Origin of the sequence: Hydrogenophaga sp. 2FB (assembly GCF_005503365.1) — a bacterium.
Lineage (GTDB): Bacteria > Pseudomonadota > Gammaproteobacteria > Burkholderiales > Burkholderiaceae_C > Hydrogenophaga.
This window is the reverse complement of record NZ_SCML01000001.1, coordinates 29,946-50,683: the sequence shown is the minus strand read 5'-3', so window position 1 is coordinate 50,683 and position 20,738 is coordinate 29,946. Positions and strand designations below refer to the sequence as shown.

Genomic DNA, 20,738 nt, shown 5'->3' with positions numbered 1-20,738 from the left:
CATGCGAAGCAAACTTTTCGTGCCCGGATCGCGTCCGGAGCTTTTCGCCAAAGCGCTCGCGGGCGACGCCGATGCCATCTCCATCGATCTCGAAGACGCGGTGGTGGAAGCGCGCAAGGCGCAGGCGCGCGAAAGCGTGCGCGCGTTTCTCGATTCGCCAGACGCCGCGGCCACCCGCAAGACCATCATCGTACGGGTCAACGCGCTGGACACCGCGCACTTCGAGGCCGACGTGGCGGCGGTCGCACAGACCGGCCTGGCGCTGATCAATCTGCCCAAGCCCGAATCGGCTTCGGACGTGCAGCGGGCCGTCGCAGCCGTTCAGCGCGCGGAAGAACGCAACGGGGTGACCGCGCCGATCGGCTTGCTGCTCAACATTGAAACGCCCCGCGCACTGCGCCTCGCGCTCGAGATCGCCACGGCCCACCCGCGCGTGGCCGGCCTGCAACTGGGCTATGCCGACCTCTTCGAGCCCTTGGGCATTCGGCGGCGCGATCCCGCGCACGTGCGCAGCGTGATGTTCGCCACCGCCATGGCCGCGGGCGAGGCCGGCGTGTATGCCGTCGATGGTGCCTTCGCCGACGTCGGGGATCCGGACGGTTACCGCGCCGAGGCCGACATGGCGCGTGGTCTCGGTTTCATCGGCAAGTCGTGCATCCATCCGAGGCAGATCGCACTCGCCAACGAGGCGTTCCAGCCCAGCGCGGCAGAGATCCACCACGCCATGAAAGTCGTGCAAGCCAGCCAGGACGCGCAGGCGGCCGGCGCGGGCGCATACCTCGTGGACGGCGTGATGGTCGACGCGCCCTTTGTGCGCCGGGCAGAGGCCGTGATGGCCATGGCGCAAGCAGCATTCATCCACAAGCAGGAGACAAGAGCATGAAAGAGACCACCAGGACAGAACCCCGACGCGCAGACCGGCGCCGTTTCAACACGTCGTTGCTGGCGGCCGCGGCGGCAGGCGCGCTGCCCGGCTGGGCGCAGGCGCAGGACGCGACGACCGCCTATCCCAACCGGCTGATCCGCCTGGTCGTGCCGTTCTCACCGGGCGGCTCGACCGACATCCTCGGGCGCACCATCGGCCAGAAGCTGACGCAGGCCTGGGGTCAGACCGTGGTGATCGACAACGTGCCGGGCGCCGGCGGCAGCATCGGCGCCGACAAAGTGGCCAAGGCACCGGCCGACGGCTACACCTTGTTGATGGGACACATCGGAACGCTGGCCGTCACGCCCTCGCTCTACCCGAGCCTGCCCTACGATCCGGTGAAGGCTTTCGCCGCCGTGGCCTGGGTGGCGCGTGTGCCCAACGTGATTGTGGTGCACCCGTCGGTGCCAGCGAAGAACGTGAAGGAGCTCGTGGCCTACGCCAAGGCCAACCCGGGCAAGATCAACTACGGCTCCGCCGGCAACGGCAGCGCGGCCCACATCGCCACCGAATACTTCAAGCTGCAGACCGGCACGCAGCTGCAGCATGTGCCGTACAAGGGCACGGGGCCGGCGGTGAACGATCTGATTGCAGGGCAGATCCAGATGATGTTCACGGGCGTGCCAGCGGTCATCGCGCAGGTGAAGTCGGGGCAGTTGCGGGCGTTGGCGGTGTCGTCGCCGAAGCGCGTGAAGGCAGTGCCGGATTGGCCGACGGTCGCCGAGATGGGCTACCCCGGCTTCGAGGCCGACCAGTGGTACGGCGTGGTGGCGCCGGCCGCGACGCCGCCCGCGCTGATTGCCAAGCTCAACCGGCAGATCAACGACCTGTTGAACACGCCGGAGATCGCGAGCCGCCTGGCCAGCGAAGGCGCGGAGGCCACGCCGAATCCGCCCGCCGTGTTCGCCAGGTTGATCGAGACCGAGATCGCCCGCTGGCGCACCGTCATCAAGGCCGGTGGCGTGAAGGTGGAGTAGGCGCTCGGAAGGCGAACCAGGTCGATCGGGTGTCGAGGCACAATAAACCATGCTTCAACATCCCCAGATCGACCCCGTTGCCCTGCAGATCGGCCCGCTGGCCATTCACTGGTATGGCCTGACCTATCTGCTGGCGTTTGGCTTGTTCATGCTGCTGGCCAACGCGCGCCTGCGCCACCCGCCATTTGCCAGCGTGACCGAGCCGCCCTGGACGCGCCGCGACGTGGAGGACATTCTGTTCCTCGGCGTGGTGGGCGTGGTGGCGGGCGGACGCATCGGCTACTGCCTGTTCTACAAGCCGGCCTACTACCTCGCCAACCCGTTGGAGATCTTCGCGGTGTGGCAGGGCGGCATGAGCTTTCATGGCGGGTTGCTCGGCGTGATGCTGGCCATGGTCTGGTACGCGCGCAGCCGCCGGCGGCCGTTCATGCAGGTCATGGATTTCGTGGCGCCTTGCGTGCCCACGGGTCTGGCAGCGGGGCGCCTGGGCAACTTCATCAACGGCGAACTCTGGGGCCGCGTGGCCGATCCTTCGCTGCCCTGGGGCATGGTGTTTCGCGGTGCGGGCGATCTTCCGCGCCACCCGTCGCAGATCTACCAGCTTTTGCTCGAGGGCCTGTTGTTGTTTGTGTTGCTGTGGCTCTACGCACGCAAGGAGCGCGCGCGCGGCCAGGTGTCTGCCGCGTTCCTGGTGGGCTATGGCGTGTTCCGCTTCATCGCGGAATTCTTCCGCGAACCCGATGATTACCTCGGCCTGCTCTCCCTGGGCATGAGCATGGGCCAGTGGCTGTGCGTGCCGATGATCCTGGGCGGCGCGTTCCTGTGGTGGTGGTTCGGGCAGCGCAAAGCCTGACGTTCAATACACCAGGTGCGCACGCGCCTGGCAACTGAGGGTGTGCAGCTTCACGTCGGCCTGGCCGAGCTTGATACCGAGCAGGTCCAGCAGCGGCGTGAGGATGCTGGAGCCGATGCTGTCCAAGGCGGGCGCCAGCGCATTGACCAGGGGGTCGAGCAACAGGCCGAGCGTGGCCAGCAGCGAGTTCGACACGGTGGTGCCGCCGCTCGAGGAGTTTCCGCTGAGAACGCCCTGGATCTCGTTGCGGCACGCCGCGTCGGTGCCCGAGCCGAACAGCAAGCCGCCGGTGCACGCGTTGCCGAGCAGGCCGCTGAGGATGCCGCCCAGCAGGTTGCCGATGGTGTTGAGCAGCCCGGTGACCAGGCCCCCGATGCCCGTGACCGCGTTGTTGAGCGCCGCAGCTCCTTGCTTGATGTCCGCGTCCACCGCCGCCAGCACCTGCTTGCGGCAGTTGGCGCTGCCGCAACTGGTGGTGCCGAAGAGTTCCGTTGCGGTGGATTGCCACAGTTTGGCCGCCAGCGCCGCGGCATCGGGTGCGGTCGACGGCGTGGTCAGTTTGTTGCCCAGCGCGTCGTCGAGCAGGCTGCTGGTGAGGCCCTGCAAGGTGGTGCCGAGGTCCAGGCCTGTCGTGTTTGGCACCGTGTCCATGCACTGCAGCGGGTCGTCCTCGCACGAAGGCAGGGTGGTGGACGCGGCTGACGATGCCCCGAGGTCTGCGTGCAGTTTCGTGGTGAGGTTCAAGTCCACGCCCAGCAGGCTGAGCTTGAGCAGATTGGCCCGCTCCAGGTTGTTTTCGCAGCTGTCCTTGGTGGAAAACACGTTCGCCTCGTTGGTGTGTTTGCCCACGCACAGCTTCACCAGGGACGGCTCCACCTCGATGGTAGCCTGCTCGTAACCTTCGGCGGTGCGCTGCGCCGGGTCGCACATCTCGGTGAGGGTGCCTTTGGCGTTGGCCACGTCGATCATGATGGGGATCTCGACGGCCAGCGAGGCCAGGCCCAGGTTGATGGTGGGCGTGCTCGCCTTGGCGTAGACGCGCACCTGACCGGTGTACGCGGTGGCGCCCACGCCGCCGATGCCGATCGAAGGCGGCTCGATCACCGCGACCTTGGCGCTGACGAGGCCCAGCACGTCCAGGTCGGGTATCTCGATGAAGTGATTGCCGTTGGCCACGGCGAGCGAGCTGCCCACGAGGTCGAGCAGGTTCACCTTCGCGCCGAGACCCGATGGCCCATCGCCCGTCGCGACCAGCACGCCGCTGGTGGACTCGTCGCCGAGCAAGGGAATGTGCGCCTGCAGCGCGTCCACCTTGAGCTGGCCCGTGAGCTGTTGCAGCAGTTGCACCTGGGCCTGCGTGTCGGCCCCTTGCGCCTGCAAGGCCGTGACCGAGGCACCGAGCAACTGGCCCAGCGTGAGGTTCTGCACCGCCGCGAGTTCGTTGAGGGTGCCGATGTCCATGTCGGTGGTCACCGGCACGCCGAGCGCGGCGAGCAGCCCGGACGGCGTGACGCTGGCGTTGGCCAACCCCTGGTAGCTCAGCACGTCGGTGTCGCTCACGCCGATGCCGACGGTCTTGAGGATGTTGGGCAGGAGCGAACCGGCTTCCAGCCGCAGCAGGCGCGAGCCGACCGAGAACGCGGCCAGCGGGTCGGAGACGGCGGCCACGGCTTCGGCGTGCAGGGTGCGTTCACCGGGGAAGAACGCCAGCATCGGCGGCGGTGCGCCTTCGATCAGCACGTGCACCGCGTTGTAGGCGGTCAGTCCGGCGGTGAAGTTGCGCTCCGTGCCCTGGGCCGGGTCCCAGCGGCCGCAGTTCACCACCGGCGTGAAACCGCTGAGGTTCTGCGCCGCGTTGGCGAGCGCGGCGCCGCTGGCGGCGGTGCAATCGGTCGGCTGCACCGCGGAGGCGCCCGCGATGGCCGCGAGGTCGGCGGTTTTCTGCAGCTCACGCTTCATCACGAACAGATAACCCAGCTCGGTGCCGACCAGCGCGATGACGATCAGGCTCAGCGCGATGGCGGTGTTGATGACGATGGAGCCCGACTGACGCCCCCGCGCGGCCGGGCGGCGAAACAGGGCGTCGGGCGAGGCGATCATGTGGTCAGAGCGCGGCGGTGGCGCGGGTGGTCAGCGTGGCGGGCATCCACCGGCTGGTGTCGAGCAGGGGCACCCAGGGCAACAGGCGGCCCGCGCTGTACGGGAAACTGACGGTCACGGTGAGCGTGGTACTGGGCACGGCGACGTCGACGTTCATGTTCTCCGCGAGCCAGGCGCGGCGCTTGGCCGGCGTGTCGCTGTGCGCCAGGGGCACGATGATGGAGCCCGTCAAGGAATCCCGGACCACGGTTTCGATGTTGCTCCGGGCGGTGGCGAGGTCGGCGCCGGTGGCGGTGCGCAGTTGGGGAAACATCTGCACCGCGCGCGCGCCGTCGGCCGCCGCGCGTGCCATGGCCTGTTGGGTGTAGAGCACGATGCCGAAGGTGGCGATGCCGTAGAGCGCGAGCAGCAGGCCCAGCAGCACGAAGGCGAATTCGATGGCGGCCACGCCGCGCTGATGGCCTTTCACAATGCGCTCCCGTCCAGCAACACGGTGGCCTGGCCCACCAGTTCGTCGGGCAGCACGAACGCGGAGAAGGGTGGCAGCACCTTGTGCAGGTCGCTCAGGCGCACGGTGACGCTGACCTGGCAACGCTCGGCCCAGGTGGTGTCGCAGGGCAGGGTGCCGGCCGGTTGCAGGCAGGTGCCGCTGCCGGAGTGGCAGACGGCGGGCAGCGGAATGGTGAGCACGGCGGCCGTGGGTTTCCATGGCAGGGTGCGGGCTTGCGCCACCTGCTGTGCCTTGAGTTGCCGCGCGGCCAGGTTGGGCTGGTGCCGCAGCGCCGCGCGCGCGCCGTCTTCGGCCGCGTTCTGCAGACCGAAGCGGAAGGTGAAGACGATGCTGTAGCAGACGATCGCGTAGATGAGGCCGAAGAACAGCAGAAAGGCCATGGCGTACTCAATGGCGTACACGCCACGCTGGCGGTGCGAGCCGCTGCGAGGGGTACGGCGTGGTGCCATGGCCGGGGCTCCCTATTTGCTTTTGAGCTTCGAATCGAACCACTCGGGCAGCGGCGTCTCGAAGCTCTTCAGGTAGCGCTGGTGGTTGAGCTCGGCGACGCGGCCATCGATGGGGCGTGGCGTGGCCGAGGCCTCGCGCCCTTCGCGCTGGCGCTGCAACAGGCTGTGGGTGCTGTCACCCACGCGCGTTGCGGTGGGTGTGGTGGCAGCGTCCTGCGGGGTGCTGGTGGATTGCGCCCACAGCGGTGTGCCCGCGGCGAGCGCGGCACAGAGCGAGGCACAGGGCAGCAGGCATCGAAGCGTGGGCTTGAAGCTCTTTTTTTTCATCGTGCGTCCTTGGTGGTGTGACAGGTGATCAGGGTGTGGCCAGCGGCAGTGGCGGCGTGAGCGTCGGGCTCAGCCGCAGGCCGGTGGACAGGGCCAGGCCGCTCACGGTCTGGCGTGGCGGCGCAAGCTCTTGCGCCAGTTGTTCGATGGCCTCGCGCGTGGTGGCGCTGAAGCGGGCTTCGTCCATCACCTGGCGGGCCTGGTCGGCCCGGCCCTGGGTGAGGAGGTACAGCGCGAGGTTGCTGCGCACCTTGGGGTTGGTGGGCAGCAGTTGCGCGGCCTGCAGCACGGGCAGGCGCGCGGCGTCGAAGCGCTGCGCGCGCAGCAGGGCATAGCCCAGGTCGCTGAGCAGCACGCCGTCGGTGGGCAGCACCTGGCGCGCGCGCTCGAACATGTCGGCGGCGCGCGGGTAGTCCTGGCCCGCGCCGGCGAGCAGGCCCAGTCCTCGGTAGGCGGCGGCGCGCTCGGGCGTGTCGAGCAGTTTCTGGTACAGCGCGGTGCTGGACGCGGGCTGGTCGGTGTGGCGCAGGGCGTCGGCGCGCAGCAGGCGCGTCTCGTTCGAGACGCCCCAGCGCTGCTCCAGCGCGTCGATGTGCGCAAGCGAGGCGAACCACATGCCGTTGCCCTGCATCTGGCGCACCAGCGACAGGTAGGTGGGCTGGTTCTCCAGGCTGGGTTCGCGCGCGGCGGCTTGCGCGGCCTCGGCCTGTGCCGCATCGGGCAAGGTGGTGCAGGCGCCCAGCGCGAGGGCGCTGGCGGCGATGAAAAGGCAGTGAAGGCGGGCGGTGGTGTTCATGATCCGGTCATGCTCCCGACGGAGCGGATGATGGCGATGAAGCCGGGGCCCGCGGTGACGATCACCAGCGCAGGCAGGAGGGTGGTGACCATCACGACGGTCATCTTCACGGTGATCTTGCCGATGAGGGCCTTCATCTCGGCCTTGCGGTGCACGCGCAGGCGTTCGCTGAACTGGCGGATCGGCTCCTGGATCGCGCCGCCATGTTTGTCGACCTGGTTGACGAGGGCGACGAAGTCCATCAGGTGCTGGTTGTCGTGCAGCCGCGCCATGCGCTGGTAGGCCTGCTCGCGCGTGCGGCCCTGGCTGTACTGCCGATTGCCGCCCGCCACTTCGGCGCCGAGCACCGGCATGACGTGCTGGAAGTCGCTGGCGATCACCTGCAGGCTCTGGTCCAGGCTCAGGCCCACGCTTTGCAGCAAGCCCAGCATGTCCACGAACAAGGGCAACTCGTGGGCCACGCGCTCGCATTGCTGACGCGCGCGGCGCTTGAGCAGCCACTTGGGCAGCATGAAGCCAACGGCGAATCCGGCGGCGGTCCACAGCAGCGCGTTGGGCTTGTCGCCCCACAACACCTGAACCAGCACCGGCAGGCCCACCGCGAGCACGGTGCGCGAGACCAGCAAGCCCAGTTGCGCGCGCGCCGGCGAGAAGCCGCATTGCTGAATGAGCCGGCGGTCTTCATCGGCAACGAGGGCGCGGCCCAAGCGGCTTTCCAGCCAACGCACCGACCATTGGCCGGTGCGCAGGAAGGCCAACTCGTCGGGCAGGGCGCCGATGGGCGTGGCGTGTTCGCCCAGGGCGCGCTGGATGACCTTGGCCGTGGTCTCGCGCTGCGCGTGCCGGTGCAGCAGAATGCCCGCGAGCGTGGCCATGGCGAGGGCGAGCAGCACGAGGGCGAGGATGGCGAGTTGCGTGCTGTTCATGGTGGTCTCCCGATCAGGACAACCGGGCCAGCCGGTACAGCAGCAGGCCACCGAAGGCCTGCAGGCCGAGCGCGCCAAACACCAGCATGCGGCCGGCGGCATCGGTCCACATGTGGGCGAAATAGTCGCCGTTGGTGGTGACGATGGTGCCGCCGATCACGAGGGGCAGCAGGCCCAGGATCCAGGCCGAGAGCCGCGTCTCGGCCGACATCGCCACCAGCTCCTGTTCGGCTTCCTCGTGGTCGCGCATGAAGTGCGCCACGCGCTCGAGCAGCAGGTCGGAGCGCCCGCCGTAGCGCACGCCCAGGCCCAGGATGGAGGCGAGCAGGTAGAACTCTTCGATGTGTGCCTTGCGCGCGACTTGCAGCAAGGCCTGGTCGATGTCCACGCCGGCCTTGACCAGGCCCATGGTGTTGTCCATGTGGCTGCGCAAAGGCTGCTTGGTGCCGGCCACGGCGGTCTGGAACGCGGCGTGGGTGGAGTGGCCCATCACGATCAGGCGCACGATCACGTCGAGAAAGCCGGGCAACTGGCGGATGATCTGGCGCCGCATGCGCTGCATCCGCAGCCAGATGAAAAATACGCCGCCGATCAGCATCACCACCAGCAGGCCCAGCGCGCTCACAAGGCCCGAGAACAGGGCGGTCAGGCCCACCGACAAGACGATGGCGGCCGCGCCAGCGAACAGGGCGCCGGGCGTCAAGGCGCCCAGCAGCCAGCCGGGCAGGCGCACGGCCGGCTTGCGCGCGGCGGTCGACGGAGCAGGGGGCACGAACGGCGCGGGGGCACGAAAGCGCAAGGTGTTGTGCGGCATGGGGCTGGCGGCCGCGGGGTCGATCTTTTCGTCGATCTTGCCGGCCAGGTGGCGCTGCGCCGTCTGGCGCCGCTGGCGGCGCACCGTGCCGTCCCACAGCAGGATGCCGCCCGCGCCGAGCACCAGCGCCACGGCCAGGGCGATGAAGGCGGCTTCAGACATGGACCGGGTCCCGGGACGGCTGGCTCTTGAGGTTCTGGCGCAGGCGCGCGATCTTGGGCGAGTGCGGCAGCACACCCATGGAGACCCAGCGATCGGTTTCCTTGCCATCGGCCTGCACCACCGATTCGTGGCGGTACAGCTCCTGCATGGCGACCACGTTGTCGTTCACGCCGGTGATCTCGCTCACCGAGAGGATGCGCCGCGCGCCATTGGGCAGGCGGCCGATCTGCACGATGAAGTCGATCGCGTTGGCGATCTGGCGGCGCAGGCTGACCTCGCTGCCCTGGTAGCCGGCGAAGCCCGCGAGCATCTCCAGCCGGTACAGGCACTCGCGCGGCGAGCTGGCGTGGATGGTGCCCATGGAGCCGTCGTGGCCGGTGTTCATGGCCTGCAGCATTTCCACCACTTCGCCCCCGCGCACTTCGCCCACGATGATGCGGTCGGGCCGCATGCGCAGGGTGTTGCGCATCAGGTCGCGGATGGCCACGTTGCCCGAACCGTCGTAGCCGCCGGGGCGGCTCTCCAGCCGCACCACGTGCGCGTGGTTGAGCGCGAGTTCGGCCGTGTCTTCGATGGTGACCACGCGCTCGGACTCGGGCACGAAGTTGGCCAGCGCGTTGAGCAGCGAGGTCTTGCCCGAGCTGGTGCCGCCGCTCACGAGGATGTTGCAGCGCGAACGCACCGCCATTTCCAGCAGATGGCCAATGGCCTGGTCGAAGGTGCCGAGTTCGAACAGCTCTTCGGGGCTCAGCGGGTCCTTGCGGAATTTTCGGATGGAGACCGCCGGGCCGTCGATCACCAGCGGCTCGATGATCACGTTGATGCGCCCGCCGTCGCTCATGCGCGCATCGACCATGGGGTTGGACTCGTCCAGCCGCCGGCCGATGGGCGCGAGGATGCGGCGCACGATGCGCATCAGGTGCTCGTTGTCGGTGAAGTTCAGGTGCTCCTTCTGAAGCATGCCGCGGCGCGACACGTACACCTGCTTGCAGCCGTTGATGAGGATGTCCTCGACGGTGGGGTCGTTCAGCAGATCTTCGAGCGGCCCGAAGCCGGCGAACTCCTTGGTGAGCGCATCGGCCAGCAACAGCGTTTCGCGCGCGTTGATCGGCACGCGGTTCTGGCGCACCTGCGTTTCGCATTCGAGGTGCACGAACTGCTGCACCGAGTTGCGCGACCAGCGCCCGAACTCGGCGCCCAGCTCTTCGATGCGGTTGAGCAGGTGCTCATGGATGAAGGTCTTGACGGACTGGAACTCCGAAGAGTTCATGAACGCCTGCTGGTTGTCGGAAAACTCGACGTGTGTCGTCATGGTGCGTTATCTCCGATGAATCCACTTGTTGAGCATTTGCGCCATGCGCGGTGTTCTGTTGGGGAAGTCCGCGCCATCGGGCGGCACACTGCCGTCGATCAGCGGCATCAGGCTGCGCGCCATCTGGCCCACCGCGGTCACGTACGGGTCTTTGGCGGCCGTGCGCGCGAGCAACTGGCCCTGGCACGAAGCCGCCAGCAGCGCGCTGGCGCGCGCGGGCAGCACATGCGCCAGCGGCAGGCCGAGCTGGTTGGCGATGTCCAGCGCGGTCAGGTTCACGAACGGTTCGAACTTGTTGACCACCAGAGAGACCTGCTGCAAGTTCACGTCGTGGTCGCGCAACTCGTGCAGCAGCGCCGCGGTGGAGACGATGCCGCCGATGCTCTGGTCGCACACCACCCAGATCTTGTCGGCGCCGCGCGCGACATGGGCCACGAAATCGACCGAGCTGAAACCGCCGAGGTCGGCGACCTGCACGTCGAAGAATTCGGTCAGGCGCTGGATCAGCGACACCGACTCGACGTGCGAGATCTCGCGGATCTGCGCCAGGTTGGCGGGCAGGGGCAGCACCGCCGCGCCGCAGTCGTGCTGGGCCAGCGCGGTCTGCAGCAGCGTGGTGTCCAGCCGGTGGAGGTTCTGCACGCCGTCGACGAAGCTGAATTCGCTCTTGAGGCCGAGGTAGAGCAGGTTGTCGCGCGCGGGCAGGCCCAGGTCCAGCAGGGCCACGCCCTGGCGGTGCGCTGCGCGCCCGGGCGTGCGGACCTGCGCGGCCGTGCGTTGCGCCTGCAGCAGCGCGGTGAGGTTGCAGGCCAGCGTGCTCACGCCCAGGCCGGCGCGCGCGCCGAGCAAGGCGACCGTGCAGCCCTTGGTCTGCGGCGACGCGCGCTGACCCTGGCGGCGCGCCATCAGGTCCTGCAACACCGGCAGGGCTTCGCTGGTCGGGCCGTCGAGGTCGAGGAAATCGTCCACACCCGCGCGCAGAGCGGAGAGGGTGGTGTTGGCCTCGTTGGCGTGGCCCGTGCCGATCAGCAGCAGCTCGGGCCAGTCGCGCCGCAGGCTGGTGGCCAGGCGGGTGCTGTGCAGCGCCTGCGTGCCCGAGAAGTCGAGAAACACCGAGCGTGGAGCCGTGGCCTGGATGTGTTCGTTCAGGGCGCGCTCGTCGAGCGCGACCGTCGTCACCTGGCCGAGCTGACCCAGTGCCGCGTTCAGCCACCCCGCGTGTTCGCCGCTGTCCGAGGCGAACAGGTAGACGCCGTGACCCTGGACGGTCGCTTGAAGGGGGGTGGGCATGCTGGTCATGGCGGTGGGTCCCGGGTTCAACGGGAGAAGCCGGGCAGGGCTTCGTCGGCCCCGCTGCCGACCATGAAGCTGCGCCAGACGGCCGGGTCGCGTTGTTCGGTGTGGCCCGGCAGCGCCTTGTCCATGGACGTGCCCTGGGCGAAGGGCTTGACGAGGTGCGGCGTGACCACGATCACGAGTTCGCGCTCGTTCTGCTGGAAGTCCTGCCGCTTGAACACCGTGCCCAGCACCGGTATGTCGCCCAGGCCGGGCACCTTGTCCACGCTGGAGGTGGTGGTGCGGCTCACCAGGCCACCGATGACGAAGCTCTCGCCATCGCCAAGTTCGACCGTGGTGTCGGCCCGGCGCGTGGAAATCGCCGGCACCGCGACGCCGCTGAGCGTGACCGCGTTGGCGTAGTCCAGCTCGCTCGCTTCGGGCGCGACCTTGAGCACGATGCGCTGGTTGGACAGCACGGTGGGCGAGACGGTGAGGCCGATGCCGAAGGGCTTGTATTCGATGCTGGTGGTGCCCAGGCCCTGCGCGATCGGCACCGGGATCTCGCCGCCGGAGAGGAAGTTGGCGCTCTGCCCCGAGAGCGCGACCAGCGTGGGCTCGGCCAGCACGCGGGCCAGGCCGTTGCCTTCGAGCAGGCCCAGGTGCAGGGCGATGTTGGCCCTGCCGAAACTCGCCAGCAGACCGAAAGCCTGCGCCAGGGGCGAGGTGGTTTCGGTGGTGATCAAGCCGTCGCGGCCGAAGCTGGCCGTGCGCAGCGAGCTGGGTGAGAACACGCCGAAGCTGAAACCGTTGCGGTTGGGCCCGGTGCTGAAGAGGTTCAGCCCGGCCTGCTTGAGCACGCGCTTGTTGAATTCCACGATCTTCACTTCCACCTGCACGCTGTGGCTCTTCACGCTCAGCGCGGAGCGATCGGTCAGCGGCACCTTGTCCGGCTGGGTGGCCAGCGCGGCGTCGCGTGCGGCCTGGTGCTCGCTGGCGGACGGGAAATTGCCTTGCAGCACCGCCGTGTTGCGCTGCACGTCGACGGTGTAGGTGGTGGCCACGTCGCTGCCGCGCTCCCACACCAGAACGGAGGTGCTGCCGGGTGCCTTGGCGGTGATCAGCAGCCGGGCGGCCGGTGTGCTCCCGGCGCCAGGGGTCTTGCGCGTGACCATGACCGAGGCGACCTGTTCGTTGGCGATGGCGATGCGGTCCACGCCCTTGTCGATCACCAGTTCCTGTTGCGTGCCGACCGCCAGCACGAGCTGCCTGGCCGCCGCGGGTGCGGGGGCACTGGTCTGTGCGGACGCGCCGGCGCAGGTGCTGGCGATCAGCCAGCCGACCAGCAGCGAGGGGCTGGAGAAACGACGCGGGGTGGGCGGATTGAACATGCGGTGCACCTGGTGGGTTGGGGCGCGTGGGCTCAATAGCGCACGGTGTCGCGGCGCTCGCCGCGGATGATCTCGACCTCATGGCCCGCGGCCGCCACGGCGGTGCGCACCGGGCGAGCGGCGCCCACCGTTGGGGCAACCGACGACCCGCGTGCGCGGGTCGCGCTGCCGCCAGCGGCGAGGGTTTCGGTGGTGAGGCCGGCCACCGCACGGTCCACGCCGCTGAGCAGGGCGGCGCCGTGCTTGCCCGTCTTCGGCTGCAGGGCGGTCTGCAGTTCGGCGAAGAGCGTCGGGTCCGGCGCGGCGGTGTCGTTCGGGTGGCGCAGCGCCAGCAGCAGACGGCCATGGGCGTCGCCCAGCGCCAGCCGGTTCACGTCTTCCACCGCAATGGCCAGCACGGCGGTGCGTGCGGCCTGGTGGGCCGCGCCTTGTGGTTTCTGTTGGGCGCGGCCTTCGCCGTTGGCCGGCATGCCGTCGACCGAGGCGGCGCCAAAGGCCAGCACGCGCTGGCGCGCCAGCAGCAGGCGGGACTGGCTGTGGTCCACGTCCTTGCCATCGGCCTTGAGCGCGAAGAACACGTCGACGAAATCGCCCGGGCGCACGCTGTTGCCCACGCCCATGACCTCGTCGACCTTCACGGCCACGGCGCGCTGGCCCGCTTCCAGACGCATGGACAGGCCCGAGACGAGCTGATTTTCCAGCAGCGGCGAACCGGTCCCGAGGTCGAACACCGGCACGCGGCCCACCACCTCGGACACGCTCATGAACGCGCCGCCGGGGTTGATGGTGAGCTGCGCCACCCGCAGTGCGGAGGCGTCAATCGCCTGGCCCGCGGGCAGTGCCTTGGTGGTGACCACCACGGGGAAGGTGGCTTCGGGCGCGGCGACCTTGGCCACCGGTGGCGGTGGGGCCACGGGCGCAGCGGGCTTGCGGCTGAGCATCCAGGCATAGCCGCTCAACAGGAAGGCCAGCAACACCAGGACGACGGCGATGATTTTGGAGAATCGGATCATGGTGTTGTGGTGTGGGGGGTGAATCGGTGTCGCGGTGGCGGGTGCTCAGCCTCCGCGGCCCAAGGCCATGAAGCCGATGGTGGACACCGCGAGGTAAGCGGCCAGGGGAATGGGGCGGGACACCGTTCCGTCGCTGCGTGGCCGTCCCGCGAGCGCCAGCGCCAGGCGCGGGGCCAGCGGCCAGCGGTGCAGGGCGAGCCAGAGCAGGCCGTGCAGGCCGGCCAGCAGGCTGGCGGCCACCCAGATCGGCAGCAACGGCCCCAGACCCAGCCACAGGCCCAGAGCACCCGCGAATTTCACGTCGCCCGCGCCCATGAGGCCGAGGGCATGAAAACAAAGCAATGCCGCAAAGGCTGCCGCACCACCGAGCAACGCCTGCGGCCAACCCAATCCGAAGGGTTGCAGGTCGAGGGCCACGGCGGCCATGGCCAGCACGATGCCCGCGAGCACGAGCGAATTGCGCACCCGGCGCTGAAGGCCATCCTGAGCGATGGCGATCAGCAACCAGAGCAGCAACACAAGCTTCATGGCGGGCAATTCGGGCCGGACATGGGCGGCGCTTACTCAGCGACTGCGCCGGTGGTGGCCACGGTCTTCACGTGGGCAAAGATCTCCGTCAGCGTGCTCTTGACGCTGCCGGTTTCTCCGTTGAAAACGGCCACCAGGATGACCGCCATCAGGCCGGCGATGATCCCGTATTCGATCGCCGTGGCGCCTTCTTCGTCGCGCAGGAATTGGGTGATGCGTGCTTTCATGATGAACTCCTTGGTGAATTGAACAGACGGAAAACAAACTGAGAACTTTGGAATGAATTTAAAATGGTTGTTGGGGCCATAACGTATTCATTCTCCCTGTTGATTAGATCTCGTTGTATTTGCGGGTCCAACGCAACCACCCTGGTCATTGCGTCGTTTCTGCAATCCAACGCCCATTTCTATCCTGTCTATTAACTGGATCGTTCGCTGTTATGCCATCCCTGCGCAGCGAATCATGGTTTCCCTACATCGAACGCCTGCCCTGTTTTGACTGGAATTTCTCGTGTGTGACGTATCAAAAGATCAGAGTCCTCGCCTGCAAATACTATCGACTCGTTATTTTCAGAATAAAGGAAATACACGTCTCTTTTTCATCTATTAACTTGCTTTAAACCGCTGGGCGTGCGGTTTGTCGCGGATCAATGGCCGGAGCCGTCATTGAATTCTGACCGATTGATTTGATTTGCCTTTTTGGCGAAATATAGGTCCAAAGGCCCACGCTTCATTAATTTGTGGTGGCCACCGTTAAGACCTTGCATGGCGATTTCCGCTGGGAAATAGGCAATACGGGATCTGAGCGCGCTGGTGCAGGGGGCAGGCAATTGATGTGTTTTGCCCACGCGGCCCAAAGAGGCGGCAAGGAAGGGGGCGCGGGGCGCTGCTGCAACCCGCTGGCTGCGCTCAGCCCGCTTCGCGCAGCCGCTCGGCGGCAATTTGCGCGACGCGGCGCACGTGTTCTTCCGAGGCGTTTTGCGCGGCGTCGGGGTCGTGCTGCTTGAGCGCGTCGATGATGCGGGCCATCTCGGCGGCGGCTTCGTCTTGCCGGCCGCTCGAACTGATGGTCATGGCGCGCAGCCGGTTGATGCGTGCGTTGAGCGACTGCACCACCTGCCAGGCCATGTCCATGCCGGCCTGGCGGAACAGCGCTTCGTAGAACGCGCCGGTGCGTTCGCGCACCGCGTGGAAGTCGCTCTGGCGAAACGCCCGTTGCGTGTTCTCGTTGAGCGCGACCAGTTCGTCGATGGCCGTCGGCGTGGCCCGGCTGGCGCAACGGCGCGCGGCCTGGCCTTCGAGCAGCGCGCGGATCTCATAGATTTGCGCGGCCTGGTCGGCCGTGAGGCTGGCGACCACGGGGCCCTGGTGCGATTCGGTCTCGACCAGACCTTCGGTTTCCAGATGCCGCAGCACTTCGCGCACGATGGAACGGCTGACGCCGAGCTGCTCGCACAGTTGGCGTTCCACCAGCCGTTCGCCCGGCTTGAAGTGGCCGCTCCAGATGGCATCCCGCATGTTTTCGAGCGCCAGCTCGCGCAGGGTCTTGGCGCTGCGGTCGACTCTCAGAGAGCCGGCGGGGGACGTGATCATGAAAATGCCTCAGGTGAGATTGCCGAGGCACAAGTATTTCACGTCCTGCCCGCGGGCCCGCCAGGGGTGGTCGGTGCTCAGCGCGCCACCGGCATCTGCAGCCAGTGGTCGAGGTGGGCGTTGACCGCGTCGGCGTCGGTCACGGTCATCATGTGGCGCGCGCCGGGCAGCACGTCGGCCACGGCGCCAGGCACTTCGGCCGCCATGGCACGCGTCATCTGCGGGCTGGAGTTGGCGTCGAACTCACCCGTTGCGAACAGCGCCGGCATGCGCAGTTGGCCCAGGCGTGCGGCGTGAACCTCATCGGCGCTGGCGAACACCGCATAGGCTTGTGCATAGCCCTGCAGCTGCACCTGGGCCAGGTAGCTGCCCACCTCCCGCGCGGCGGCCTGCAGCGTCGGTGGCACCGGGTTGCCGAACCAGCGCTCGAGGGTGGGCCCCACGGAGGCCGGAGCGCCGGCTTGCCGCAGCATCCGCGCGCGGGCCATGACGGCGGCGCGCTGCTCGGGCGTGCGGCGGTAGACGGCGTTGAGCGCCGCCACGCGGCGCGTGCGAGCCGGCCGCGTGAGTGCGAACTCGAGCGCCACCAGCGCGCCCATCGAATGCCCCGCGATGCTGGCCTGCGCGATGCCCAGGTGATCGAGCAGGCGTTGCAACTGGTCCGCGTAGTCGCTCAGCACCAGCGCGTGCTCGGCCGCGAGGCTCGCGCCGTGGCCGAGCATGTCATACACCACCACGCGGTGCGTGCGAGCGAGGTGCGCCACCTGCGGCGCCCACACGCCTTGCTGCATGCCCACGCCGTGGATCAGCACCACGGCATCGCCCGCGCCGGTGTCGGCATAGGCGGTGCCGTCGGGCGTCAAGCCGCGCACGGTGGCGATGGCTGGGGCGACTTCAAGCGTCATTGCTGCCGAGTTCCTTCAAGTCCTGGTAACGGTCGCCGATGCGGTGGTGCGGACGCCCACCGATGGACGCGCCCAAGGCCACCACGATTTCGTCCGGTGCCGGCGCGTCGTTGATGGCGAACTGCAGCGTCAGGTAGTGCGAGCGCATGCCCTCGTCGTCTTTGTGCATCATCGGGATCGCGATCGAGCAGTTGGGGCCGCCACGCACGTTGGTGAAGCTCAGGTAGCTCTTGGCCCCGACGGCCTTGCGGTAGAAGTTGCCGAAGTGCAGCGTGTGGATCAGTGCCGAAGCGTGTTCCACCTCGCCCGAAGTGCCGACCACGGCGGCCTTGCCGTAGGCCTCGATGGCGTCGCCCGAGCCGGCCATGCGCAGCATGGCGTCGGTGAGCAACTGGCCCAGCACCGGCGCGATGGCGCGGATTTCGGGCTGCAGGTCTTCGACGAAGCCACGACCGGCCCAGGGGTTGGCCAGCACGGCGGCGGCGCCGAACAACTGCAGTGGCCGGCCGGCCTCCTTGCCGCCTTCGATGCGGGTTTCTTCGGTGTAGGTGACGATCTTGCGGACGCGTGCGTTCATGGTGGGGATGTCAATCTCGATGGGATGGTGGAATGGGGTCGATGCGATGGACAGGGGCGCGTCACTCGGCCTTGATGTTGGCGGCCTTGACCACGGCGCGGTACTTCTCGACCTCGGTGGCCATGAACTTGCGCAGGCTCTCGGCCGACTCGCCCGAAGCGCTGATGCCTTGCTCGGCCAGTTTCTTGCGCAGCGCCGGATCGGCCAGCACCTGCTGGGCCACGGCCTGCAGCTTCTGCGTGACGTCGGCCGGGGTTTTGGCGGGCACGAACAAGCCGAACCACACGTTCAGGTCAAAGCCTTCCAGGCCCGGCTGCTTGCCCATGGCGGGGATGCCGGGGGCCAGGTCGGAGGGCTCGGCGCCGGTGATGGCCAGCGCCTTCACACGGCCGGCCTTGATGTAGGTCTGCGCGGCGCTGAGCGTGGACACCACGAGGTCGATCTGGCCGCCCAGCAGGTCGGTCAGCGCGGGCGCGGCGCCGCGGTAGGGGACGTGCGTCATTTGCACGTTGGCGCGCATCTTGAGCAACTCGCCCGAGACGTGCATGGGCGTGCCGTTGCCGGCCGAGCCGTAGCTGAGCGAGCCCGGCTTGGCGCGCGCCAGGCTCAGCAACTCGGGCACGGTCCTGGCGTCCAGGCCGGGCTTGCCCAGCAGCACCATCGGACCGGTGCCGACGAAGGCCACGGGCGAGAGATCGCGTGTGGCGTCGTAGGAAATGGAGGGGTCGATCAGCTTGTTGATCAGGATTTCCGAGCCGGAGCCCAGCAGGACGGTGTGGCCATCGGGGGTGGCCCGCACAGTGCGCTGCGTGCCGAGCATGCCGCCGGCGCCGGCAACGTTTTCGATCACCACGGGCTGGCCGAGCTTCTCGGACAGGAGGGGCGCGATGCTGCGCGCAATGATGTCCGAGCTGCCACCGGGCGCAAACGGCACGACCAGCGTGATCGGCTTGTCGGGGTAGGCGGCGAAGACTGCCGGGCTGGCAGTGAGAAGGGCCGCAGCGACAGGTGCGAGCAACAGGGCGCGGCGCGACAGGGAGGACAGGGCAGGCATGGGTTGGGTCTCCATTTGAATTCAGTATGATGGTATACCAACATACAAGAAGTGCTGAGCCGAATCCGACGGACGGCCAGGCGCGCGTCCGCCGGGCCCGGATGACGGGAGGGAACGTCACCCTGATGGATGCCGCGCGGCGCGTGCAGCTGCCTTCCACGGGTAAACCCGGTGGCCTGTGGGGGTATCGACTTCTAGAATTACGCGTAATTACACGTAATTTCGAAGGCCAGCATGTTGAATTCCCTGCACGACGAAGTGGCCACGAAGCTGCGCGAACGCATCTTCGCGGGCGAGCTCGCGCCGGGCAGCTTCATGGACGAACACGCCCTGTGTGCCGAACTGTCGATTTCGCGCACGCCCTTGCGCGAAGCGCTCAAGGTGTTGAGCGCCGAAGGCCTGGTGCGCCACGAGCCGCGTCGCGGTTGTTTCGTGAGCGAGGTCACCGAGCGCGACCTGGACGAGATCTTTCCCGTGATCGCCTTGCTGGAAGGGCGCTGCGCTTTCGAAGCCGCCAACAACGCGACCGACGCCGACCTGGCGGCGCTGCAGCAGTTGCACGACCGGCTCAACGAGAGTGCGCAAGCCCGGCGCATCAACGACTACTACGACGCCAACTTCGCGATCCACGAAGCCATCATCACGCTGGCCAACAACCGCTGGCTGGCCCAGGTGATCGGCGACCTGCGCAAGATCGTCAAGCTCGCGCGCCTGCAGCAACTGCACGCGCCAGGTCGGCTGGACCAGAGCCTGTCCGAACACATGGCCGTGTTCGCGGCGCTCAAGGCGCGCGACGCCGAAGGCGCCGAAGCCGCCATGCGCACCCACCTCACGCGCCAGCGCGTGGCCCTGCGCGAACTCGCGCGCAACCAGACATCCCGATTGTTGGAGATGAAGCCATGACGCCACCCGACTGGTTTTCGCAAGGCGTTTCGATGCTGCGCACGAGCACGAAGAAAACCGACCCCATGCCCCGTTCCACCATGGAGCGGCTCAAGGCCACCTTGCGGCACGAGGAAGAGGCCATGTCGCCGCGCACGCTGCGCCAGACGCTCAAGGATTTGCAAGCCATCGTCGACCCGATGGTGAGCGAAGTGGAGGGCGGGCGCCGCGCGCAGGCCATGATGGACTGGTACGCCCAGGCGACACTGCCCCACCGGCGCGACCTGTGGCTGCTCATGAGCGAGCGCTTCGTCGCGGATCCGGAGCGCGTGAAGAAGGCGCAGACCCAGTTCGCCGCCGCGGTGGGCACACCCGACGAAGCCGCGGCCGAGGTGCTCTACCGGCGCGCCACCGTCTCGCCCCGGCGGCGCCTGCTGCAGCGCTTCAGCGCCAACCCGCAGGGCGTGCATTTCCTGGTGAACATGCGCGCCGAACTGCAAGCGCAACTCAAGACCGACAAGCGCCTGGCCGCGCTCGACGTGGAGATGGAGTACATGTTCTCCACCTGGTTCGACGTGGGCTTTCTCGACCTGCGCCGCATCAGCTGGGATTCGCCGGCCTCCCTGGTGGAGAAACTCATCCAGTACGAAGCGGTGCACGACATCCGCAGCTGGGCCGACGTGAAGAACCGGCTCGACAGCGACCGGCGCTGCTATGGCTTCTTCCACCCACGCCTGGCCGGCGAGCCGCTGATCTTCGTGGAAGTGGCGCTCATGAACGAGATCGCCACCAGCATCACGCCGCTGCTTGACGAAGCCGCCGCGCCGGCCGATCTCGGCAAGGCCACCACCGCGATCTTCTATTCCATCAGCAGCACCCAGCGCGGCCTGAGGGGCGTGAGCTTTGGCGACTCGCTCATCAAGCGCGTGGTGGAAACGCTCAAGGATGAATTTCCCCGCCTCAGGACCTTCGTCACGCTCTCGCCGATCCCCGGCTTGCGCGCCTGGCTGTCGAAGCACGCACCGGCCGAGATGGTGAAGGCCTGGGAGCACGCCGAGGACTTGCCCGAACCCTCACCCGAGCGCCGCGCGCTCCTGGGTTGGGCCGCGCGCTACCTCGGCGATCAGATCGACGAGGGCAAGCCGCTCGACCCGGTGGCGCGTTTCCACCTGGGCAACGGCGCGCGCGTGGAGAAACTGAACTGGGCCGCCGACCCGTCGCCCAAAGGCCTGAAGCAGTCCTACGGCCTGATGGTGAACTACCTCTACGATCTCAAGCGCCTGGACAAGCACCGCGCCTTGCTCGCGCAAGGAAAAATCCCGATAGCAGCGGCCATCAAAGACCTCTACCTTTGAAGCCGCCACGATTT

General features: G+C 67.8%; 22 protein-coding genes. 5 read left to right on the top strand and 17 right to left on the bottom strand.

Features of this window, described 5'->3' with window-relative positions:
• Nucleotide 1: 1 nt before the first annotated feature.
• From FFS09_RS00290 to lgt, 3 genes are read left to right on the top strand one after another with little or no spacing between them, the layout of a single operon-like run.
• The gene (locus tag FFS09_RS00290; RefSeq protein ID WP_137916869.1) at nt 2-883 is read left to right on the top strand and encodes an HpcH/HpaI aldolase/citrate lyase family protein; all 882 of its coding nucleotides are present in this window, start codon (nt 2-4) and stop codon (nt 881-883) included.
• On the top strand, nt 880-1,902 hold the full coding sequence (locus tag FFS09_RS00285) for a Bug family tripartite tricarboxylate transporter substrate binding protein (RefSeq protein ID WP_137916868.1): 1,023 nt from the start codon (nt 880-882) through the stop codon (nt 1,900-1,902). Before FFS09_RS00290 ends, FFS09_RS00285 begins: the two co-directional genes overlap by 4 nt.
• Nucleotides 1,903-1,951: 49 nt before the next feature.
• Complete coding sequence (gene lgt, locus FFS09_RS00280; protein ID WP_137916867.1) at nt 1,952-2,755, top strand: prolipoprotein diacylglyceryl transferase; 804 nt, start codon at nt 1,952-1,954, stop codon at nt 2,753-2,755.
• A 3-nt stretch (nt 2,756-2,758) separates the two neighbouring features.
• Here the strand turns inward: lgt and FFS09_RS00275 are convergent, their stop codons facing one another.
• The 17 genes from FFS09_RS00275 to FFS09_RS00195 all read right to left on the bottom strand — a co-directional run bounded on the left by FFS09_RS00275 (nt 2,759) and on the right by FFS09_RS00195 (nt 18,487).
• Entirely contained in the window at nt 2,759-4,855 is a 2,097-nt protein-coding gene (locus FFS09_RS00275; protein WP_137916866.1) for a TadG family pilus assembly protein, read from the bottom strand.
• Between the two features lie 4 nt (nt 4,856-4,859).
• The gene (locus FFS09_RS00270) at nt 4,860-5,324 is read right to left on the bottom strand and encodes a TadE/TadG family type IV pilus assembly protein (RefSeq protein ID WP_171019798.1); all 465 of its coding nucleotides are present in this window, start codon (nt 5,322-5,324) and stop codon (nt 4,860-4,862) included.
• Nucleotides 5,321-5,815 (bottom strand): TadE/TadG family type IV pilus assembly protein, encoded by a 495-nt coding sequence (locus FFS09_RS00265; RefSeq protein WP_137916864.1) that lies wholly within the window; start codon nt 5,813-5,815, stop codon nt 5,321-5,323. The genes FFS09_RS00270 and FFS09_RS00265 overlap by 4 nt, the downstream gene beginning before the upstream one ends.
• 12 nt (nt 5,816-5,827) lie before the next feature.
• Nucleotides 5,828-6,142, bottom strand: a complete 315-nt coding sequence (locus FFS09_RS00260; protein ID WP_137916863.1) for a DUF3613 domain-containing protein — start codon at nt 6,140-6,142, stop codon at nt 5,828-5,830.
• Nucleotides 6,143-6,170: 28 nt separating this feature from the next.
• On the bottom strand, nt 6,171-6,938 hold the full coding sequence (locus FFS09_RS00255) for a tetratricopeptide repeat protein (RefSeq protein WP_137916862.1): 768 nt from the start codon (nt 6,936-6,938) through the stop codon (nt 6,171-6,173).
• Nucleotides 6,935-7,864 (bottom strand): type II secretion system F family protein, encoded by a 930-nt coding sequence (locus FFS09_RS00250; protein WP_137916861.1) that lies wholly within the window; start codon nt 7,862-7,864, stop codon nt 6,935-6,937. The genes FFS09_RS00255 and FFS09_RS00250 overlap by 4 nt, the downstream gene beginning before the upstream one ends.
• A gap of 13 nt (nt 7,865-7,877) precedes the next feature.
• On the bottom strand, nt 7,878-8,840 hold the full coding sequence (locus FFS09_RS00245; protein WP_137916860.1) for a type II secretion system F family protein: 963 nt from the start codon (nt 8,838-8,840) through the stop codon (nt 7,878-7,880).
• Complete coding sequence (locus FFS09_RS00240) at nt 8,833-10,152, bottom strand: TadA family conjugal transfer-associated ATPase (RefSeq protein WP_137916859.1); 1,320 nt, start codon at nt 10,150-10,152, stop codon at nt 8,833-8,835. Before FFS09_RS00240 ends, FFS09_RS00245 begins: the two co-directional genes overlap by 8 nt.
• A gap of 6 nt (nt 10,153-10,158) precedes the next feature.
• Nucleotides 10,159-11,451 carry a P-loop NTPase family protein gene (locus tag FFS09_RS00235; RefSeq protein WP_137916858.1) on the bottom strand — a complete coding sequence of 431 codons (1,293 nt, stop codon included), beginning with the start codon at nt 11,449-11,451 and terminating at the stop codon, nt 10,159-10,161.
• Between the two features lie 17 nt (nt 11,452-11,468).
• On the bottom strand, nt 11,469-12,818 hold the full coding sequence (locus FFS09_RS00230; RefSeq protein WP_137916857.1) for a type II and III secretion system protein family protein: 1,350 nt from the start codon (nt 12,816-12,818) through the stop codon (nt 11,469-11,471).
• 32 nt (nt 12,819-12,850) lie between these two features.
• The gene (gene cpaB, locus FFS09_RS00225; protein WP_137916856.1) at nt 12,851-13,831 is read right to left on the bottom strand and encodes a Flp pilus assembly protein CpaB; all 981 of its coding nucleotides are present in this window, start codon (nt 13,829-13,831) and stop codon (nt 12,851-12,853) included.
• Between the two features lie 45 nt (nt 13,832-13,876).
• On the bottom strand, nt 13,877-14,359 hold the full coding sequence (locus FFS09_RS00220) for a prepilin peptidase (RefSeq protein ID WP_137916855.1): 483 nt from the start codon (nt 14,357-14,359) through the stop codon (nt 13,877-13,879).
• A 32-nt stretch (nt 14,360-14,391) separates the two neighbouring features.
• Nucleotides 14,392-14,586: a Flp family type IVb pilin gene (locus tag FFS09_RS00215; RefSeq protein ID WP_137916854.1), complete on the bottom strand. Its 195-nt coding sequence runs from the start codon at nt 14,584-14,586 to the stop codon at nt 14,392-14,394.
• Nucleotides 14,587-15,267: 681 nt separating this feature from the next.
• Nucleotides 15,268-15,948 (bottom strand): GntR family transcriptional regulator, encoded by a 681-nt coding sequence (locus tag FFS09_RS00210; protein WP_502703705.1) that lies wholly within the window; start codon nt 15,946-15,948, stop codon nt 15,268-15,270.
• A gap of 80 nt (nt 15,949-16,028) precedes the next feature.
• On the bottom strand, nt 16,029-16,856 hold the full coding sequence (locus tag FFS09_RS00205) for an alpha/beta fold hydrolase (protein WP_137916852.1): 828 nt from the start codon (nt 16,854-16,856) through the stop codon (nt 16,029-16,031).
• Complete coding sequence (locus FFS09_RS00200; protein ID WP_137916851.1) at nt 16,846-17,433, bottom strand: amino acid synthesis family protein; 588 nt, start codon at nt 17,431-17,433, stop codon at nt 16,846-16,848. The genes FFS09_RS00205 and FFS09_RS00200 overlap by 11 nt, the downstream gene beginning before the upstream one ends.
• A 61-nt stretch (nt 17,434-17,494) precedes the next feature.
• Entirely contained in the window at nt 17,495-18,487 is a 993-nt protein-coding gene (locus FFS09_RS00195; protein ID WP_137916850.1) for a Bug family tripartite tricarboxylate transporter substrate binding protein, read from the bottom strand.
• Between the two features lie 234 nt (nt 18,488-18,721).
• Here FFS09_RS00195 and FFS09_RS00190 point away from each other — a divergent pair, with 234 nt between their 5' ends.
• Nucleotides 18,722-19,390 (top strand): GntR family transcriptional regulator, encoded by a 669-nt coding sequence (locus FFS09_RS00190; protein WP_137916849.1) that lies wholly within the window; start codon nt 18,722-18,724, stop codon nt 19,388-19,390.
• Nucleotides 19,387-20,724 carry a malonyl-CoA decarboxylase gene (locus tag FFS09_RS00185; protein ID WP_137916848.1) on the top strand — a complete coding sequence of 446 codons (1,338 nt, stop codon included), beginning with the start codon at nt 19,387-19,389 and terminating at the stop codon, nt 20,722-20,724. Before FFS09_RS00190 ends, FFS09_RS00185 begins: the two co-directional genes overlap by 4 nt.
• The last annotated feature ends 14 nt before the right edge of the window (nt 20,725-20,738 follow it).

What these genes read in the sequence shown, in the direction of transcription:
- FFS09_RS00290 (WP_137916869.1), top strand. Translation starts at nt 2, where the DNA reads ATGCGAAGCAAACTTTTCGTGCCCGGATCGCGTCCGGAGCTTTTCGCC.
- FFS09_RS00285 (WP_137916868.1), top strand. Translation starts at nt 880, where the DNA reads ATGAAAGAGACCACCAGGACAGAACCCCGACGCGCAGACCGGCGCCGT.
- lgt (WP_137916867.1), top strand. Translation starts at nt 1,952, where the DNA reads ATGCTTCAACATCCCCAGATCGACCCCGTTGCCCTGCAGATCGGCCCG.
- FFS09_RS00275 (WP_137916866.1), bottom strand. Translation starts at nt 4,855, where the DNA reads ATGATCGCCTCGCCCGACGCCCTGTTTCGCCGCCCGGCCGCGCGGGGG.
- FFS09_RS00265 (WP_137916864.1), bottom strand. Translation starts at nt 5,815, where the DNA reads ATGGCACCACGCCGTACCCCTCGCAGCGGCTCGCACCGCCAGCGTGGC.
- FFS09_RS00260 (WP_137916863.1), bottom strand. Translation starts at nt 6,142, where the DNA reads ATGAAAAAAAAGAGCTTCAAGCCCACGCTTCGATGCCTGCTGCCCTGT.
- FFS09_RS00255 (WP_137916862.1), bottom strand. Translation starts at nt 6,938, where the DNA reads ATGAACACCACCGCCCGCCTTCACTGCCTTTTCATCGCCGCCAGCGCC.
- FFS09_RS00250 (WP_137916861.1), bottom strand. Translation starts at nt 7,864, where the DNA reads ATGAACAGCACGCAACTCGCCATCCTCGCCCTCGTGCTGCTCGCCCTC.
- FFS09_RS00245 (WP_137916860.1), bottom strand. Translation starts at nt 8,840, where the DNA reads ATGTCTGAAGCCGCCTTCATCGCCCTGGCCGTGGCGCTGGTGCTCGGC.
- FFS09_RS00240 (WP_137916859.1), bottom strand. Translation starts at nt 10,152, where the DNA reads ATGACGACACACGTCGAGTTTTCCGACAACCAGCAGGCGTTCATGAAC.
- FFS09_RS00235 (WP_137916858.1), bottom strand. Translation starts at nt 11,451, where the DNA reads ATGACCAGCATGCCCACCCCCCTTCAAGCGACCGTCCAGGGTCACGGC.
- FFS09_RS00230 (WP_137916857.1), bottom strand. Translation starts at nt 12,818, where the DNA reads ATGTTCAATCCGCCCACCCCGCGTCGTTTCTCCAGCCCCTCGCTGCTG.
- cpaB (WP_137916856.1), bottom strand. Translation starts at nt 13,831, where the DNA reads ATGATCCGATTCTCCAAAATCATCGCCGTCGTCCTGGTGTTGCTGGCC.
- FFS09_RS00220 (WP_137916855.1), bottom strand. Translation starts at nt 14,359, where the DNA reads ATGAAGCTTGTGTTGCTGCTCTGGTTGCTGATCGCCATCGCTCAGGAT.
- FFS09_RS00215 (WP_137916854.1), bottom strand. Translation starts at nt 14,586, where the DNA reads ATGAAAGCACGCATCACCCAATTCCTGCGCGACGAAGAAGGCGCCACG.
- FFS09_RS00205 (WP_137916852.1), bottom strand. Translation starts at nt 16,856, where the DNA reads ATGACGCTTGAAGTCGCCCCAGCCATCGCCACCGTGCGCGGCTTGACG.
- FFS09_RS00200 (WP_137916851.1), bottom strand. Translation starts at nt 17,433, where the DNA reads ATGAACGCACGCGTCCGCAAGATCGTCACCTACACCGAAGAAACCCGC.
- FFS09_RS00195 (WP_137916850.1), bottom strand. Translation starts at nt 18,487, where the DNA reads ATGCCTGCCCTGTCCTCCCTGTCGCGCCGCGCCCTGTTGCTCGCACCT.
- FFS09_RS00190 (WP_137916849.1), top strand. Translation starts at nt 18,722, where the DNA reads ATGTTGAATTCCCTGCACGACGAAGTGGCCACGAAGCTGCGCGAACGC.
- FFS09_RS00185 (WP_137916848.1), top strand. Translation starts at nt 19,387, where the DNA reads ATGACGCCACCCGACTGGTTTTCGCAAGGCGTTTCGATGCTGCGCACG.